General features: G+C 44.3%; 16 protein-coding genes. 10 read left to right on the top strand and 6 right to left on the bottom strand.

The features are described 5' to 3' along the window. The first annotated feature begins 241 nt into the window (after nucleotides 1-241). From JC525_RS01650 to JC525_RS01635, 4 genes are all read left to right on the top strand, one after another. Nucleotides 242-2,188 (top strand): TolC family outer membrane protein, encoded by a 1,947-nt coding sequence (locus JC525_RS01650; RefSeq protein ID WP_198813785.1) that lies wholly within the window; start codon nucleotides 242-244, stop codon nucleotides 2,186-2,188. A 76-nt stretch (nucleotides 2,189-2,264) separates the two neighbouring features. Further along, nucleotides 2,265-4,364 (top strand): type I secretion system permease/ATPase, encoded by a 2,100-nt coding sequence (locus JC525_RS01645; RefSeq protein WP_198813909.1) that lies wholly within the window; start codon nucleotides 2,265-2,267, stop codon nucleotides 4,362-4,364. After that, a complete protein-coding gene (locus JC525_RS01640) occupies nucleotides 4,361-5,728 on the top strand; it encodes an HlyD family type I secretion periplasmic adaptor subunit (RefSeq protein ID WP_198813783.1) in 1,368 nt (455 codons plus the stop codon). The genes JC525_RS01645 and JC525_RS01640 overlap by 4 nt, the downstream gene beginning before the upstream one ends. Then, nucleotides 5,729-6,325, top strand: a complete 597-nt coding sequence (locus tag JC525_RS01635; protein WP_198813781.1) for a helix-turn-helix transcriptional regulator — start codon at nucleotides 5,729-5,731, stop codon at nucleotides 6,323-6,325. Here JC525_RS01635 and JC525_RS01630 read toward each other — a convergent pair. The 3 genes from JC525_RS01630 to JC525_RS01620 form a co-directional block, all read right to left on the bottom strand. Then, a complete protein-coding gene (locus JC525_RS01630; protein WP_198813779.1) occupies nucleotides 6,300-8,234 on the bottom strand; it encodes a LapD/MoxY N-terminal periplasmic domain-containing protein in 1,935 nt (644 codons plus the stop codon). The two genes, JC525_RS01635 and JC525_RS01630, sit on opposite strands and share 26 nt — an antisense overlap. Nucleotides 8,235-8,240: 6 nt before the next feature. After that, complete coding sequence (locus JC525_RS01625) at nucleotides 8,241-8,891, bottom strand: transglutaminase-like cysteine peptidase (RefSeq protein ID WP_233094809.1); 651 nt, start codon at nucleotides 8,889-8,891, stop codon at nucleotides 8,241-8,243. A gap of 184 nt (nucleotides 8,892-9,075) precedes the next feature. After that, nucleotides 9,076-10,257, bottom strand: a complete 1,182-nt coding sequence (locus JC525_RS01620) for a flagellar assembly protein T N-terminal domain-containing protein (RefSeq protein ID WP_198813776.1) — start codon at nucleotides 10,255-10,257, stop codon at nucleotides 9,076-9,078. A 394-nt stretch (nucleotides 10,258-10,651) separates the two neighbouring features. Between JC525_RS01620 and JC525_RS01615 the strand changes: the two genes are divergently transcribed. Beyond that, complete coding sequence (locus JC525_RS01615; RefSeq protein WP_198813774.1) at nucleotides 10,652-11,137, top strand: LPP20 family lipoprotein; 486 nt, start codon at nucleotides 10,652-10,654, stop codon at nucleotides 11,135-11,137. A 132-nt stretch (nucleotides 11,138-11,269) separates the two neighbouring features. Here JC525_RS01615 and flgN read toward each other — a convergent pair whose 3' ends face one another. The 3 genes from flgN to flgA all read right to left on the bottom strand — a co-directional run bounded on the left by flgN (nucleotide 11,270) and on the right by flgA (nucleotide 12,882). Further along, entirely contained in the window at nucleotides 11,270-11,701 is a 432-nt protein-coding gene (flgN, locus tag JC525_RS01610; RefSeq protein ID WP_198813772.1) for a flagellar export chaperone FlgN, read from the bottom strand. Between the two features lie 29 nt (nucleotides 11,702-11,730). Continuing rightward, nucleotides 11,731-12,060 (bottom strand): flagellar biosynthesis anti-sigma factor FlgM, encoded by a 330-nt coding sequence (gene flgM / locus JC525_RS01605; protein WP_198813770.1) that lies wholly within the window; start codon nucleotides 12,058-12,060, stop codon nucleotides 11,731-11,733. Between the two features lie 102 nt (nucleotides 12,061-12,162). After that, on the bottom strand, nucleotides 12,163-12,882 hold the full coding sequence (gene flgA, locus JC525_RS01600; protein WP_233094808.1) for a flagellar basal body P-ring formation chaperone FlgA: 720 nt from the start codon (nucleotides 12,880-12,882) through the stop codon (nucleotides 12,163-12,165). 270 nt (nucleotides 12,883-13,152) lie between these two features. Between flgA and JC525_RS01595 the strand changes: the two genes are divergently transcribed. The 5 genes from JC525_RS01595 to JC525_RS01575 all read left to right on the top strand — a co-directional run bounded on the left by JC525_RS01595 (nucleotide 13,153) and on the right by JC525_RS01575 (nucleotide 16,705). After that, on the top strand, nucleotides 13,153-14,082 hold the full coding sequence (locus JC525_RS01595; protein ID WP_198813761.1) for a chemotaxis protein CheV: 930 nt from the start codon (nucleotides 13,153-13,155) through the stop codon (nucleotides 14,080-14,082). Nucleotides 14,083-14,097: 15 nt separating this feature from the next. Continuing rightward, a complete protein-coding gene (locus tag JC525_RS01590; protein WP_198813747.1) occupies nucleotides 14,098-14,928 on the top strand; it encodes a CheR family methyltransferase in 831 nt (276 codons plus the stop codon). 199 nt (nucleotides 14,929-15,127) lie between these two features. Further along, nucleotides 15,128-15,562, top strand: coding sequence for a flagellar basal body rod protein FlgB (flgB, locus tag JC525_RS01585; protein WP_198813745.1), 435 nt, complete (start codon nucleotides 15,128-15,130; stop codon nucleotides 15,560-15,562). A 2-nt stretch (nucleotides 15,563-15,564) separates the two neighbouring features. Beyond that, nucleotides 15,565-15,987, top strand: a complete 423-nt coding sequence (gene flgC, locus JC525_RS01580) for a flagellar basal body rod protein FlgC (protein ID WP_198813743.1) — start codon at nucleotides 15,565-15,567, stop codon at nucleotides 15,985-15,987. A gap of 31 nt (nucleotides 15,988-16,018) precedes the next feature. Then, nucleotides 16,019-16,705: a flagellar hook assembly protein FlgD gene (locus JC525_RS01575; protein ID WP_198813735.1), complete on the top strand. Its 687-nt coding sequence runs from the start codon at nucleotides 16,019-16,021 to the stop codon at nucleotides 16,703-16,705. Nucleotides 16,706-16,712: the final 7 nt, after the last annotated feature.

Below are 16,712 nucleotides of genomic sequence, written 5' to 3'. Positions count from 1 at the left end.
TTCTCTCAATTTATTATTTTTGACGATATGTATAAAGCGTAGCAGGGCTTTTCTATCTCGTTACCGGACCGTAGTACGGGTGGTACATATCCTTTGGTATAAAGCCTAGGTAGTTACCCCTAATTTGTTAATAATTAGTCTATTAATTGGATGCTAGGTTTGCAGAATTACGCACAGCGTCTACTTTTATAAGTAAGAAACCAAGCAAATGGCGCCGGTTCTTATTTGATGAGATTTCCTTATGAAGTTGATAGATTCAGTGCTTACCAAGATTGTAATTGGTGCAGTTGGCGCTGTTCTTGCTAATACTTCCGTCGCGCAGAGCTATGGAACTAATGCTTCGTCAGTCAATTTGGAAGACTATGTTCGCAAGGTGGTTAATGAAAACCCAGAAGTGCAAGCCAGCTGGCGACAACTTCAAGTAGCGATGTCAGATGTTGATATCGCGCGAGGCGGATTTCGCCCTCAAGTAGATGTATTGGCATCGAGTGCGTATAGCGATAGAAATTACGGTTTAGATCGCGAATACATGGGCCATACTGCGCAAATTACGCTTACCCAAATGTTATACGACGGCTTTTTAACAAGCAGCGAAGTAAAGCGGTTCAAGCAAGCGCAAGTTGTCCGCTTTTTCGAACTAATGAACGAAATTGAGCAGAAGTCGTTAGATACCGCCCTCGCTTATATGGATGTTCAGCTATTCCGAGAGCTTTTGAAACTTGCAGAAGAAAACCTGATAACCCATGTTGACGTGTTTAAACAAATTGAAGAGAGTGTTGAAGCAGGTGTGGGTCGTAGAGCTGACTTAGAGCAAATCAGTGGTCGTCTTTCTCTTGCTGAGTCTAATGTGCTTACCGAGCTGTCTAATTTGCATGATGTTACCGCGCGGTTTTTACGGTTGGTGGGCGAGAAGCCTGTGAATAACTTGCAGCCGGTAACATTAAACTCTGCTTTTGTTGATGCAAGTGTTACAGATATTCAAACCTTACTCACCAGCGCCTACGGCACCAACCCCCAATTCAATGCTGCTATTTACAACATTGATGCCCAGCGTTACGCCGTGGACAGTGCGAAAAGTCTGTATCATCCACAAGTTAATTTAACCGCTAGTTACGGCGCACAAACGCGAGACCAAGCTGCGCTAAATAACACCATTACTGAAGCCAGTGTAGGCGTTAACTTTTCTTATAATTTGTATAACGGTGGCTCGGACCGCGCAGCGATTCGACAAGCATTATCGCAGGTAGACTTAGCAAAAGATCTGCGGGACAAAGCCTGTATCGATATGAGACAAACGGTACAAATTGCTTATAACGACATTATTAATATTACTGAGCAGCTACCCTCTCTGAATGCCCACCGTCTGTCTTCGGACAGAGTAAAGTCTGCATACATGGATCAGTTTACCATTGGTGAACGTTCTCTATTAGACTTACTCGATTCTGAAAACGAGTACTACGAATCTAGTCGCGCGTATTTAGAAGCACAATACACCTTAGAAAAGGCGCGTGTAAGACTGCTTGCGGCCTCGGGTAGCTTGGCACAAACATTAGGAATTACGAAAGATGGCGTGCCTGATGTACTGAACAAAGCCGAAGAGAGAATAAGCTACGACCCTAACTACGTTTGTCCAGCCGTTCGTACAAACTTTGAAGATGAACTTAATATTCTTAAGCGCGACACAGATGGCGACGGCATTGTGGATTTGTGGGACGACTGCACCGATTCTACGCCAGGTGCCATGGTCGATGACTTTGGTTGTGAAGCCAAAGAGCCTGAAACAGGGTCAGAATCAAGCGCTGCAGATTTTACTCTCGATAATGCAAAGATAATTAATTCATTTAAGATCAATATTGAGTTTGCGTCTAATTCTACCGAGGTTTTGCCTGAATATGAGAACTCGCTTCAAGACGTTATCGAAGCGCTAAACAACGACTCAAGCTCAGGAGTGATAATTCACGGCCATGCCTCTTTAGATGGGGATGCAGCCTACAACCAACGCTTGTCTGAACGAAGAGCAAAAGCTGTAGCGTCGCTGCTGATGACGAACGCAAATATAGAAGCTAGAAGAATTACTGCGGTTGGATACGGAGAGAGTCGTCCGCTGGTTGATGAAGAATCAGACGCGGCGAACGCTCGTAATCGCAGAATTGAAGCAGCTATTATCCAGCTTCCTTCTAACGAATAGTGATATGTAGGCCTATATGAAGGAAAAGAAGGTCGTAGACGACATATCCTATCTGGAACAGCAAGGAGGCGTATTGATGGATTGCTTAATTACCATCTGTCATGCGCACCACCTGGATGTATCTAGAGTCAGCCTGCTTAGTGGGCTGCCTCTAGATCACGGTGAACTATCGCCCACAGGGTTTGAACGTGCGGCAAAGCGAGCGGGGCTGGCCAGCAGAACAGTTAAACGGGATTTAGACCACATTAATACCGCACTACTACCCGCTGTTTTAGTATTAAATGAAAAGCAGGCCTGCGTGCTTCACGGTATTAATCATTCCCACGCAAGAGTTTCGTATCCAGAATTAGATGACGCCGTGGTTGAGGTTCCCAGAGGTGAACTCGCTGCCCGTTATACTGGGTACATAATATTTGCTCGACCCGAAATGCATGCGCATGAGACCAATGCTCAAATTGACAAATCATCGGTAGGGCACTGGCTGTGGTCGTCTATCAAATCAGCAAAAGGGCTGTATAGGGATGTACTATTAGCCTCTGTTTTTATTAGCCTGCTTTCCATTGCCCTGCCTCTTTTTGTGATGAATGTGTACGACAGGGTGGTGCCAAACGCGGCACTAGAGACTTTGTGGGCGCTGGCTATCGGCGTGCTTTTGGTTCTCGCAGCAGATTTTTTATTGCGCATGTTACGGCAGTATTTTGTCGAGCTGGCAGCGAGCCGACTGGATGTCACGCTATCTGCAAAAATTATGGAAAAAGTCCTGTCTATACATTTGGCTAGCAGACCAGCAAAAAGCGGTTCCTTTATAAACAGCCTGCAATCGTTTGAGAGTATTCGGCAGTTTTTCGGTTCTGTAACTCTAGTGGCATTGGTTGATTTACCCTTCGGGCTCTTGTTTGTCGTTATCATAGCTATGATCGATTTTTATTTGATCATTCCTATTCTTATTGGCGCCACCGCGCTTTTCCTATACGCCATGAAAGCACAGCGCGTAATGCGCTCCCTCTCAGAGGAGTCGATGGAGATTAGCTCTCGAAAAAGCTCCCTCGTTACCGAAAGCGTGACTTCTTTAGAGGATATAAAAGCGTTTGGTTACCAGAGCCGAAACCAAAGTGCGTGGGAAAAGCAAACTATCTTTCTTGCCAAAGTTAATGCCAAGCTGCGTCTGGTTTCAATGTCGGTAAACAATGCGGCACTTTGGGTTCAGCAGTCAGTTGGCGTTGTAATCATTCTAACTGGTGTATATCTGATCATTGAAGGTTTGATCACACAAGGTGGATTAATTGCTGCCTACCTATTGTCTAGCCGCGCCATGGGGCCGGTCTCCCAGGCTGCGGCTCTATTGGCACAATATCATCACGCAGAGACGGCAAAAAATGCCCTTGACGACATCATGTCGTTGCCGAGTGAGTCAGGCAGTAATAAGCAGATAAAAAGTAGTATTGTGCTCAAGGGGAATATAGATGCGTGTCAGCTATGCTTTAAATATCCGGATGAAACCGTACTTGCACTCAAAGATGTAAACTTTTCGATTAAACAAGGAGAGCACGTAGCGATTTTGGGCAAAAATGGATGCGGAAAATCAACGCTGAATAAACTGCTTATGGGCTTTTACCGTCCTGAATCGGGTCAGTTACTCATGGACGGCGTCGACCTTCAGCAATACGACCCCACGCTACTTCGTAAACAAATAGGTTATGTGCCGCAAGACGTCAGCCTTTTCTACGGTTCATTGAAAGACAATATTATGTCTGAAGATTTACGTATCGATGAAAGTGACTTTTGGGAGGTACTGACCCAGTGTGGTTTGGCCAAGCTTGTTAACGGTAATGCCAATGGGGTAGAGCAAAACGTGGGTGAGCGGGGTAGCTTACTCTCAGGAGGTCAGCGACAAGCAGTAGCGATGGCCAGAGCCATAGTGCGAGACCCTGCGATATATATCATGGATGAACCTACCTCAGCCATGGACTCAACAAACGAAGCGCAGATGAAGGAAACCATCAAAGCTGCCTCAGCGGGCAAAACACTCATCATCAATACCCATCGAACAACCTTGCTAGATCTTGTTGAGCGCGTGATTGTTATCGAGAACGGAAAAGTCATCGCTGACGGTAAAAAAGAAGACGTACTTGTTCAATTTAAACAGCCAAGTCAAAAGCTTAAGAGGGCGCCATGATTTCTAATAGTGGCGGTGACAAAAAAGACTGGTTGCAGCGATTAATGCGAGGTTGGCTAGCGCCACCTCCGGGTCAGGATTGGGTATTGGAAGCCGAATGGTCACGGATAATGCAAACCCCTGTGAAAGCCCGTGGGCTCTTGTATCTGGTGACGCTAGTTTTGTTACTTTTGGTGATATGGTCGTATTTTGCAGAGATTGATGAAGTGGCAAAAGGCGATGGGAAAGTCATACCGTCGCAGCAACTACAGGTACTTCAATCTTATGACGGTGGTATCGTACAGGAAATTTTAGTACGAGAAGGACAAGCGGTTAAAGTTGGCCAAGTGCTATTGAAGGTGGATCCTACCCGCTTTATGTCAAGCCTTGAAGAAAACACAACCCAGTTTGCGGCGCTGGCTGCGAAAGTGCAGCGCTTGTCGGCGCTCACCCAAGGCAACGTGTTGCGGTTTAATCGAGAGCTTCGCGAACGGGCACCAACTGTCGTTGATAACGAGCGAAAGCTCTACAATTCTAATTTGGCTGAGCTTGATGAAGTCGCTGCAGGATCCGATTCTCGTATTATGCAACGCCGTCAAGATGTGGAAGAAGAGCGAGCTAATCTTTCACAGTATCAAAACGTGTTATCCCTCTCAAAAAAAGAGCTCGCTGTGACCAAGCCATTACTTGCATCAGGTGCTGTGTCGGAGATTGAAATCCTTCGCTTAGAACGTCAGATAGTAGAACTAGAAGGAAACATCGCCAAGTCCAAGGTAGCGATTGAACGTGGACTAAACGCCATCGAAGAGGAAATTATTAAGAAGGAAGAAGCGCGCCTTAAATTGGTTAATAGATGGAACCAAGCATTGACCGACGCCACCGCTGAAATGGCTACATTGCAGCAGTCTCAAACCAGTTTAGAAGATGTGGTATCACAAGCTGCACTGAGATCGCCAATCAATGGTACGGTGCAGCGGTTGCTCATCAATACCGTTGGCGGGGTAATTACACCAGGCAGCGCGGTAGTGGAACTCGTTCCTCAAGATGATCAACTTATTGTTGAAGCAAAAGTCTCGCCTAAAGACATTGCGTTTATACGAGAAGGGCAGCAGGCTATCTTAAAGTTTAGTGCTTATGACTTTACTATTTATGGTGGTATGTCTGCTGAAGTTCAACACATCAGTGCCGATGCCATCACTAACGAAAAAGACGAAACTTATTACCTAGTGAGGCTTGAGACGAAGAAAAGCATCGCGAATGAGGCGTTAGAAATACTGCCTGGAATGATCGTACAGGTAGATATACTGACGGGAAAGAAAACGGTCCTTAACTATATCTTATCCCCTCTGTTCAATGTGACAGCCTCTGCGCTGCGGGAGCGTTGAATGAGGCATTTCATTGCCGAGAAAGATTTGCAAGGGGCGCTAACCCAGTATTCGTGGACCAGCTATAGGCGGGTTGATCAACTAACGTGTGATCAAACTGATTGTATATGGATATTGGCAAGCAATGAGAACTGGCGGCAACAGCTCATTGGCGCTAAGCAGAAAGTCGACAATATAGCCTTACTCACTTACAAGTATGATCGGGTAGAAATGCAAACGGCATTAATGTTGGGCACTAGAGCATATTGTCATGCGCTAGCGACGCAGTCTTTACTGGCTTCGGTGACACGCGTTCTTGAAGCGGGGGGCATCTGGTTACCGAGTGAGCTGCTCGCTGTGTCGATATCAAATGTAGCCGCTAATAGACAAACCGGGCGTGTTATCCCCTCGCTACAGGGGCTAACCAACAGAGAAAAAGATGTGTTAAGTGGTATCTTAGAGGGCTTGAGTAACAAAGAGATAGCGAGAGGGCATGGAATTACCGAGCGCACCGTTAAGGAATATGTTGGTACGCTGTTACACAAATTTGAGGCAAAAGATCGAATCGGTCTATTACTCAGACTTGGCGAGTTTAGTCATCTAAAAGATGCTCTATAACCTCAATATGAGAAACCACCCCGTCAATACCTAACTCGATAAATAGATCTTGGTGATCAGCACGTTTAACGCCATCAGCGTATACATCAATACCAAAGGTGTGAGCTAACGAGCAGAAGCCTCTGATAAATGCGTGATTGGCGGGGTTAAAGTCGATGTCAGCCATAAAAGCAGAATCAATTTTCACATAATCTAAACCCAGCTCTTGCACGTTCAATAATTGTGAGAAAGACTCGCCAACACGCTTAAGGCCAACCTGGCATTCTCTGGCTTTAAGGGCGTTACAAAACGCTCTAAATTCTGTTGGGAAGCGGGTTGCGGTAGATTCTCGAACCTCGAAGCACATTTGCGTTGCGACCTTTTTATCCGCGTCCAATTGAGTGTAAAGTTGCGATAAAAGCGCAGAGTCAACTAACAATTGCTCAGAGCAGAGGAACGCAAACTTTGATGTTGCTTCGGAATATTTAATGGTATCCATTAGGTGAATGATAGTCGTTAACTCTAATTGAGGTAATAGCCCTAGATACCGAGCCCAATGAGCATAGTAGCCATTTTTTCGTAGCTCGCCTTCTATATTAACGCCTGCCCAGCATTGGTAATGAACAAGGTTTCGGTTCACATCAAGAACGGGGTAGTTAAAGGTTTCAACATCCTGGCTTTTAATAGCCTGTTTTAAATCATGTTCCCATCTTCTCTCATCAACTAAGCTGCTCTCTTGTTTAAGTATGGCCTCTATAAAAGGTTCAGCCCTGTTCGTTGTCTCTGCTTCGTCAAGCATTGCGTCGGCTCTCATTAACGCGTCAGAAAAGCTATCATCAGGGCGCAGCTTTGTTACTGATTGGAATACTTTTGGGTCGCCTTCATGGCAAAATGCACTTAAGCAAGCACCGTGGAGAGCATTAGATATCTCCCCAGTATTGTGAGCTTCGGTGAGAAGGATGGCAAACTCGTTTTTTTGCATCCTTGCAACTCGACTATCGCTAAAAAAGTCGTGATGAAGCGAAAGGCTATCATTGATTTCTTCTATGAAATCGCGAATTCTCTTTTTGCGAATATTGGCTGGAGAGCGAAGAAAGCCATTGCCTTCGGTGAACCTCATGAAGAACAAGCAGTTAACGCCCTCTGTATCACGGAAAGCGAGTTGACCTTTTAGAATTGAAATAAAATAGTCTCTGTTTGCTACGCCTGACTCATCATCAAATTGCGTTTTATAGCGCAGGATATCAAGCCGAGTATTCTCTTCTTCCATGATTTTCTTAGAATTCGCCGCTAAAAAATTCATTGCGCGAACTACCCGTTTTAGTTCTAAAGTACGCGGCTCGGGGAGCTGGATAAATCGCATTTTTTGGAATGACTCAGCTTGACCAACCACGCCGTTCAGTGGGCGTATAATAAAACGGAGTGCCCAACCGCCTATAATACCGGTAATTAGACCCAGAAGAGACAAACCAATAATCAGTCGTTGGGTAGCGCGCCACATTGATGCAATAGCGAAACTCGTATCAGTCTCAACGTAAACCGTGCCATATTGCCCCCAGCCTTCGCTAACTTGCGCAATTCCCAGTTTCACATCAGGTGAAAAATTCTTTGCGAACCATTTAGGCGTATCTTCGTTTATTTGTTCTTTATTACGGTGAGCTGACACAATTTCGCCATCCGCCTTTTGTAGAACTATCGAAGCATAGTGGCCAATATCAAATTGAGACATTATGAAAAGATCTAAAGAAACGGAGTCTTTATCAAGGCCGCTCAAAGTGAGCGCAAGCATGCTGGCATTATCCACGTTTTTTGAATAAAGCTGTTCTTCTACATATTGCTTCGTGGTAAAAGCATGAATAGACACGCTACCCGCAATGGCAACAAGGACAACGACTACAATGGCTAGCCATAATTCTCTTGTTATTGACATAAATATTTAAGACCTTCTGCTAATCCCCTCTTTTTTCATACGCTCAATAACATCTCGCCACCGAGACAGTCTGCTGGTTGACGATGAAACTTGTGTTTTTTGACCGGGTTGCCAAATACCTGAGTCATTAAAACTAAATACGGGTATTAAGTCTGTTCGCTGAGAACCGGGTAAAACGTTAGACACTAAACTGTCTAGCACCAAAGGATCCGATGAAGGGGAGTCATAGTATCCTAAAACCATGTGTGCTTGTGTTACTCGACTTCTACCAATCTTCGCTTTTACGTAAATTAACCGAAGTTTAGCACTATCAATGCCTAAGTGTAGCAGAGCTATATATTTTGCAATGGCATAGTCCTCACAATCTCCCCGTGAATGACCAAAAAGTTCAGATGGCGTAGCCCAGTAGTCTTTTTCTTTAAATACAATATCGTCAGTTGCGTACTGGATATGTTCGTCGAAAAAAGCATTTACGCCTAGAAGTTGCTCGTGAATGCTTTTATTTTCAAGAAGGTTGAGAGTATCTTCGAGTGCACCAACATGAAGGGCTTTATCTGCACCAAATTTCTCGGTTACTTCCCGCTCAAGTCTAGGAAACTCAATGATAAAATGGCTTTTTATCTGCTGAGTTGCCTGCAGCAAAGCGATAAATGCCAAACAACTCGAAACGAATAGGTGGAAAGTCATAGTTATGCAAAGTGAATCATACGAAAGTCTAAGTCAAGGTATCTCCCTGAGCCTAAAGATTAAGTATGTAAAATTATACTTTGTTATAGATATACCATGAGGCTAATAAAAAACCAATCTCCTCATTGAGCAATTGAAAAGAGAGTGACTAACACTATTTTTTGACCACAAAATCATTACTTTGAATGTTTGCAGTTACTCCTGTGTCGGAAAAAACCACTGATGAATTGCTAAACGCACTCTCCACAGTGAAGGTTCCGGGGTAAAGCGAATATTGAAGATACTCTCTGCCACGGTTATCTATGACTTCTTTTGCTTGATAAAGGTACATCTCATCTTTTTCAGAAATACCATTATCTCGGCCCAAAGAAATTGAAATACGATTGTTTACCACGCTAATCACTCTGCCGGTGATTGGCTGGCAAGCGGTAGATTGTTTTATATCCTCTATCGCTTCGCTAATGACACTGTCCACTGCCTGTCCATATCGTGATTGCCAAAAGGTAGATGAGAACTCATCGATATCTTCAAATCTATCAAATGTCCATTCCTCTTCCCCTTGGTAAGATGAGGTAAAAAGAAGTCCGCCATTAATTCCATCGTATACTTGCAGAGTCATTGAAAAGACGCGGCGCGGGGAACTGCTGCGCCAGGGTGAGAATAGAGAAGAACCTTTCTCCTCACTCATGCTTAAATCGTTGATGACGCCAATGATGACGAATTGGGTATTACTTTGAGCCGCTAGCGTGCGTATGTTTTGGTCAGTATAACGGCTGTCGAATTTAGCAGTATGAGGGGCAACATATGAAATTCTTAAATTTTCAGTTTGTGTTTGCATAGCGTTTGCAAGGCGTTGCGTAAACGCTTTGTCGAAATGAGGCATGTTGCCTTGCGTTAGCTGAGCCCTATTTCTTATTCTAAAATGCGTCGTTGCAAAATGCTTTTCATCATGCTGAGCGGAGCAGACCTTACCCTTTGGAAAAATATCGGCTCTTATTCTAACGGTCACCACATCACCGTTAAAGATTTCATCAACGAGTTCAAGCTGCTCAACTTCACCGGTAGATCGTATCGTCATTTCTTCGTTCTTGAGTAGGCCGTTCGCAAGGTTTGCAACGCTTTGTACTGATGCCCCAGCGAAAAGCATTGCTTGTTTAAGTGCTTCTTGCGTTGCCGCTTGTTTGGCTGCGTCTTTATTACCATTTACGACCACAGCCTGTCCGGTAGCCTCATACCACACGGCATGCGCTTGCCCAATAAAAAAGGCGATAAGGCAAACAAGCGCCACAGCGATATTGAAAATTTTTGCCAGAGTCGTTTTGCTAATGTGTTGCACCGCACACCTCTATTGTTAATAAGCTCATGCGCATGGTTAAAACCATGTGTTATTTGATAGCTATGCAATAAAACTATGCGAGAAAAGTGCCAAGTACTAGCGCTATTACTCTGTACATTAAAACAGGCGCGTATTTTGCTAGTTCTTTTGTGAGTACGGCTGCCAGTTAGGTAGCCAACTATGTTGATTAAGGAATCACGTTAAATAGTGTATGGGGGCACTGTAGCCGCGAGTGCAAACGCATTGACTACCTGCTCGTTAATTAACGGTTACTCATAGGTTAGGCTGAGCCCGATCAACGCTCTTAGCGAAAGGTTGCAGGGTTACTAGTTTTTGCTAAATAAAATACGGGTCATCATTAATGTGTTAGTGATGCAAGGTGAGGTTTAAGCGTATGTATTTGCGTAAATTGAAAAAATCTAAAGTCTTTATTCAAGCTGCTATTCTCGGTTTTGCACTTGGCACCGGTGGTTGTGGCATCGTCGATAAGCATGTTGAATGGGAAACCGTTGAGCCAGATTCTTACCCTGTTTTGACGGCTGTCGGGTACGCGCCGATTTCGTCCCAGCAAGGTGAAAGTGACAGCATGAAACTTATTATGGCCATGAAAGCGTCAAAATTAGATGCATACCGAGAGCTTACTGAGCAGGTTTATGGTCAAAAAATTGAAGGAAGTCAGTCTGTGTCTGGTCTTATCGTAGACAGCGAAAATTTGCGTTCCTCTGTTGAGGGAATTATTAGAGGCGCAGAAGTTGTCAAGGCATACCCTGTAGGGGAAGACACCTATGTAACTGAACTGTCTCTCGACATGCAGCAAGTTTACGACATTTATCTGTCTACGGCTAAACCAAGAAGAGTAAAAGACGTTAAGTATTACTAACGGGGAATTTAATAAACAAGGTGTTGTGTAAAAAACGCAGGTATGTTGTTGTATTCCGCGCCGCGCCGCGCCGCGCCGCTTTGATAGCAGTCTTTTATAACGAAGCGCGTAATGTATTTGAAAGCGCTAGGCCTAGGCGCTGATGCCAGAACCTAACGTACCACCTTTCGGTTTGCCTTTCTTGTCGTAGGTGAGCGATTCTTTCGCGCGAACTTCCATCATCAAATTGCGTAAATGTGTGAGGCGAAGCTGTCCTTGCTCAACGGCTTTTTGATTGATTTGCGTTCGATATTTACAGTCGTCAAGAAGACGGTTCGCTTGCTCTAAAAACAGCTCGTCATTGTCTGACAGCGATCCTTTATCGCGAATAATATGCTCAATTTTTCCATCAAGCGTTTGAATGTCAGATAGAAGCTGTGTCTTTTCGTCAAGCAAATTCATGAGAGACTCTGCGTCGCGAGAGCTGATTAACTGAAGCTCTTTTTCAAGCAGAGCAGCAAGCGTAGAGAGTTGCTCTACTTGCTTGGTCATCGCTTGTGTTACTTCGCTACTATGTTCTGTCACACATTTTCTCTATTGTTTGCTGAGCGCAATCACTTAGTGCCAAAAATCTCAGACTCTAGCTTAGCTATTTTATTCGCCAGCACTTCTGGATTAATTTTATAATCGCCGCTTTGAATTGCTTTTTTGAGACGATCAACTTTTTCTTGATTCACTGGTGCTTCAGAACCTTTCTTTTGCACCTGACTAAGTTGCTGTGCAGATTGAGTCAGGGAAACAGAATCCTGACGTGGAGCAGGGGCGGTCTGCGCACTTTGCGTCGACGCTTGCTGCTGAGATTGTTGCGTCTGGTTTTGCTGCGCAACCTTCCCGTTATCAATAGGTGTTTTTGGTAACCCATTGTTTATATTGTTAATTGCCATTTTAAGTCCTCACTACCTTTTTTGCCTCAGTTTAGTTATCGGCCTTTCGGCATATTTCTTTAGTGTAATTATGCACAAAAAAGTAGAAATTAACTGGATACTTTACAAGTGTATCACGACTTCTTCAGGGCTTGCGACTCTTGCAATTACGGACCTGTTGCTGCTGGCATTTAAAACCTTGATATTATCGCCCACGACACCGTCTTGTTGAGCAATACCGGCAGTCTTAACTTCCATTCCAGCAACTTCAGCAGTAATCGTTATTCTATCGCCTTTACACACAAAGCATAGCATATTTGACTGAATGGCTTGTCCGTCGGTCACCCGTCGCTTCATTCTCGCACCGATAAGGCCGTCTAAATCTGTAAATGCAGTATGGCGCAGTCGTCTTATGTCGACTTTAGCTAGCGCTAAATTAGACGATGTGAGCACCGTTCCCGGGCTTATTGCACCTTGAGTAACAACAATTTCTTTTGTACGAGTAACCTGACTACTGGTAAATAAATACCACTCATTATTTTTGCAACTCACTCGAACTGAAATATAGGACTGACTCAGCGCTTCTTGTGAAGCGTTATAGTGGAAGCCGGTTGGACAATCGGGAATATTTATCCGATCGTCTATCTTCACAACATCGACATCAATGTTAGTATCCTGCGCGTCATCAGTAAGCTGAGACAGCAAATATTGCCTGGCGCCTTCTTCAACTTTTTCATGATTCGTCAGCGCTGCTAGGCAGTGTGTTGAAAATGCTCCAAGCAACAAAAACCAAAGCAAGTGAGTAAGCATCTGGTCGTTTTTTTTGTTTATCAGTTTCATCATGACTTTTCGTGTTCAGTTTGCGAGTTTTTGACTATGCTTAGTAAAATCAGTCCAGCGACTCAGTGGATTTAATCGTAAAGCGCACATTATCGTTCAATAGGCGCTGAACTCAGAGCAGGTAAGAAAACTCAACGAAAGTTGAGATTGCGTAACAGACTAAAATGGCACCTAGCGTCATTTTTCTGTCGTTTGACCTGCAAAAATTTAGTGATATTGTCTATCTTTACTATCAGAGGCAATGATCATGCCCAGTATTTTTAGAGGTGACCTATGTCGGGTATTTTAGATTCAGTAAACCAACGCACTCAGCTTGTTGGGCAGAATCGATTAGAATTGCTGCTGTTTAGACTTAATGGCCGTCAGCGCTTTGGTATAAACGTGTTTAAAGTGCGAGAGGTACTTCAGTGTCCTCCTTTAACGGCAATTCCAAAGCTTAACCCGTTGGTTCGTGGGGTGGCCCACATCCGTGGTCAAACCATTTCGGTTATCGATTTAAGTATGGCGACCAAAGGCCGTAGAATAGAAGATCTTTCTAATGCGTTTATCGTTATTGCCGAATACAACCGCTCTGTACAAGGCTTTTTAGTGGGGGCTGTTGAACGTATTATCAATACTAACTGGGACGCAATCATGCCTCCTCCTCAAGGTACTGGCCGCGCCAGTTACCTGACGGCAGTGACAGAAGTTGAGAACGAGCTTATTGAAATTCTCGATGTAGAAAAAATTCTTAACGAAATCTCACCTCTTAACGCAGAAGTAAGTGCTGAGGTGGCCGAGGGGTTAACAACCGAAGGCCAAGAAAATAAAATTATCTTTATTGCCGATGACTCGTCAGTTGCAAGAAATCAGGTTAGGAAGGCCCTCACATCTCTAGGTCTTGAGATAGAGCTTGCTAAAAATGGTCTGGAAGCATTAAACAGATTGAAGGAAATCGCAGCGGAATATGGCGACGTAACCAACCGCGTTGGTGTTCTAGTTTCCGATATTGAAATGCCGGAAATGGATGGTTATACCTTGACGGCTGAAATAAAAAATACGCCTGAATTACAAAAGCTGCACGTTGTTCTTCACACTTCATTGAGTGGCGTATTTAACCAAGCAATGGTTCAGAAGGTGGGCGCCGATGACTTCATCGCTAAATTCCATCCTGATGAACTTGCTACTGCGGTACAGAAATGGCTTATGACAGAATGCGAATAACGGAGCAATAGGGTATTGGCTAATAAAGACGTTTCGCCAGCAAGCTACTTGAAGTTCAGGGAGTTTTTAGAGAAGCAATGTGGAATAGTGCTGGGTGAAAATAAACAGTACCTTGTTCGCAGCAGACTAGCCTCGCTACTTTACAAGCATAATTATGAATCAGCCGATGACCTGATTGATGTCGTGGTACGCGGGTTTGATAGAGCCTTGCTTCAAAGTGTAATTGATGCAATGACTACCAACGAAACCTTGTGGTTTCGCGATAATTATCCTTTTGATCTTCTCGTAAATAATTTATTTCCCACACTTTCGACAAAAAACCAGAAGATTCGGATATGGAGTGCCGCATGTTCCTCAGGACAAGAGCCGTATTCTATTGCCATGTCTGTTCTTGAATATCAACGACAGCGACCGGGGGCATTGAGGGCCGGTGTTGAAATTGTTGCTACGGATTTATCGTCGGAAATGCTGCAAAAGTGCGAACTTGGACTTTACGACGAACTATCTCTTGCCAGAGGTTTATCGCCTCAGCGGAGACAAACGTTTTTCCAACAAGGCGACAACGGCATGATGCAGGTTAAACCTGAAGTTCGTCGCATGGTGACTTTTAAAAGTCTAAATCTGCTTACAAGCTATGCTGCACTAGGCCGTTTTGATATTGTTTTCTGCCGTAATGTATTGATTTACTTCTCGGCTGACGTGAAGCAGCGCATACTGCAACAAATTGCCGGACAACTGCAGCCTGAAGGCGTACTTTTCCTTGGCGCTTCTGAGTCAATCAGCGCTGCTAGTGATACCTATAGTATGGTTAAGTGCCACCCTGGCCTCTACTATCAAAAAAAATAATCTAATTTAGAGGTTTGATTATTCAGCATTTTTTTTGGATAAATTCGAACCTCTATTCCCAACGCCCCCGTCAAATAATCATTATGGCATTTGCCTTGCTAACTATTCTTACAAACGACAATTAGACGAAAATAGGCTAAGCCGTATTTTTCTTATCTTGTCACCACGAAATGTTTTTAAGTAAGTCAGAGGTCATGGTATGGCTATTAACCTAGATAAACTGGTTGGCTTTCACGCGTCAGCACTCAGGATACGCACAGAGCGTATGGAAGTGATTTCAGGGAATCTAGCAAATGCAAATACGCCGGGATATAAGGCGCGGGACATCGACTTTAATAAAGCGATGCAGTCTGCAATGCAAGAGGCATCAAGCCACTCAACTAGCCGTGCTTCCTCGGGCTTAGTGCGGACAAACGATCGCCACCTAAGCGGCAATCCTTCGTCAGTAGCGGCAAACTTTGACATGCAATACCGCGTGCCAACTCAGCCAGACACCGGAGACGGCAACACGGTAGAAGTGCAGGCGGAAAGAAACCGATTTTTAGACAATGGATTGCGCTACCAAGCCAGCCTGGAATTTTTGAATGGAAAAATTAAAGGTATGAAAAAAGCGCTCAGCTCAGGAGGTCAATAGTCATGAGTTTATTTAACGTAATGCAAATTTCGAGTACGGGTATGGAAGCTGAAAACGTACGCTTAAATACCACGGCCAGTAATATTGCCAACGCAAACTCGGTTAGCAGCAGCTATGACGAAACTTACCGAGCACGTCACCCCGTTTTTGCTACAGCGTTACAAGATGCAATGCGCGATCAGTCAAAAGGTACTGGGGTTCAGGTGAAAGGTATCGTGGAAAGCGATGCACCGCTTCAAGTGGAATACGCACCGAACAATCCAATGGCAGATGAGAACGGCTATATCTACAAGCCGAACGTGAATATCGTTGAAGAGATGGCAAATATGATGTCCGCATCCAAAGCCTATGAAACGAATGTTCAGGTAGCTGACACAACAAAACGCATTTTCCGTCGCGTATTGCAGCTTGGTCAAGGGCAATAATTAGCCCCTTGAATTTTGTGAGGAATAATCAGTGAATACCATAAACAACACCGGCTTAAATACTGACATGTATTGGCAGGAAGAGACCGTCAAAATTGCCGATGGCACCGAGCAGCAGCTTACTCAAGAGGACTTTTTCTCGATGCTGACAGAGCAGCTTGCCAATCAAGATCCCACTGCGCCGGTAGACAACGACCAAATGGTGGCGCAAATGACGTCGTTCACCATGGCTGATGGCATATCTCAACTTAATGAAAAATTTGAGTCGTTTGCCGCTTCTATGACCTCGAATCAGGCGCTCCAAGCATCTAGTCTGATAGGGCAAGATGTCTTAGTGCAAGGTAACGTAGCATTTATGGCGAATGAGGGTGATGGAATCTCTGGAGTAGTAATCAACGAAGAAACAGTTCAGAACATGACCATTACCATTCAGAATGAGTTGGGTGAAGTCGTAAAAACTATTGATGCGGGAACTCAAACAGCTGGAAATGTGCAGTTTGAATGGGATGGCTTAGATAAAAATGGAGACCCGGTAAAGGCGGGTAACTTTGGAATTACCGTTACTGGTGAAGTCGGTGGCGAAGGCGTTCAATTATCAACAGCAGTAAATCGGCATATAGGTAGCGTAAGCTTGGCAAGTAGCGGTCAAGGTATCATTTTAAATTTGGACGGTAATGTCAGTATCAGCCTTGATGACGTTATCCAAATAGGTAGTTAGTAGGAGA

It is taken from the genome of Alteromonas sp. IB21 (assembly GCF_016405965.1).
Taxonomy (GTDB): Bacteria; Pseudomonadota; Gammaproteobacteria; order Enterobacterales; family Alteromonadaceae; genus Alteromonas.
This window is presented reverse-complemented; position numbering and strand designations above follow the sequence as displayed.

Excerpts from the sequence above, each read along its gene's own strand:
- JC525_RS01650 (WP_198813785.1), top strand. The coding sequence starts at position 242 with ATGAAGTTGATAGATTCAGTGCTTACCAAGATTGTAATTGGTGCAGTT.
- JC525_RS01640 (WP_198813783.1), top strand. The coding sequence starts at position 4,361 with ATGATTTCTAATAGTGGCGGTGACAAAAAAGACTGGTTGCAGCGATTA.
- flgC (WP_198813743.1), top strand. The coding sequence starts at position 15,565 with ATGAGTTTATTTAACGTAATGCAAATTTCGAGTACGGGTATGGAAGCT.
- flgA (WP_233094808.1), bottom strand. The coding sequence starts at position 12,882 with ATGATGAAACTGATAAACAAAAAAAACGACCAGATGCTTACTCACTTG.
- JC525_RS01645 (WP_198813909.1), top strand. The coding sequence starts at position 2,265 with ATGGATTGCTTAATTACCATCTGTCATGCGCACCACCTGGATGTATCT.
- flgB (WP_198813745.1), top strand. The coding sequence starts at position 15,128 with ATGGCTATTAACCTAGATAAACTGGTTGGCTTTCACGCGTCAGCACTC.
- JC525_RS01615 (WP_198813774.1), top strand. The coding sequence starts at position 10,652 with ATGTATTTGCGTAAATTGAAAAAATCTAAAGTCTTTATTCAAGCTGCT.
- flgM (WP_198813770.1), bottom strand. The coding sequence starts at position 12,060 with ATGGCAATTAACAATATAAACAATGGGTTACCAAAAACACCTATTGAT.
- JC525_RS01595 (WP_198813761.1), top strand. The coding sequence starts at position 13,153 with ATGTCGGGTATTTTAGATTCAGTAAACCAACGCACTCAGCTTGTTGGG.
- JC525_RS01630 (WP_198813779.1), bottom strand. The coding sequence starts at position 8,234 with ATGTCAATAACAAGAGAATTATGGCTAGCCATTGTAGTCGTTGTCCTT.
- JC525_RS01635 (WP_198813781.1), top strand. The coding sequence starts at position 5,729 with ATGAGGCATTTCATTGCCGAGAAAGATTTGCAAGGGGCGCTAACCCAG.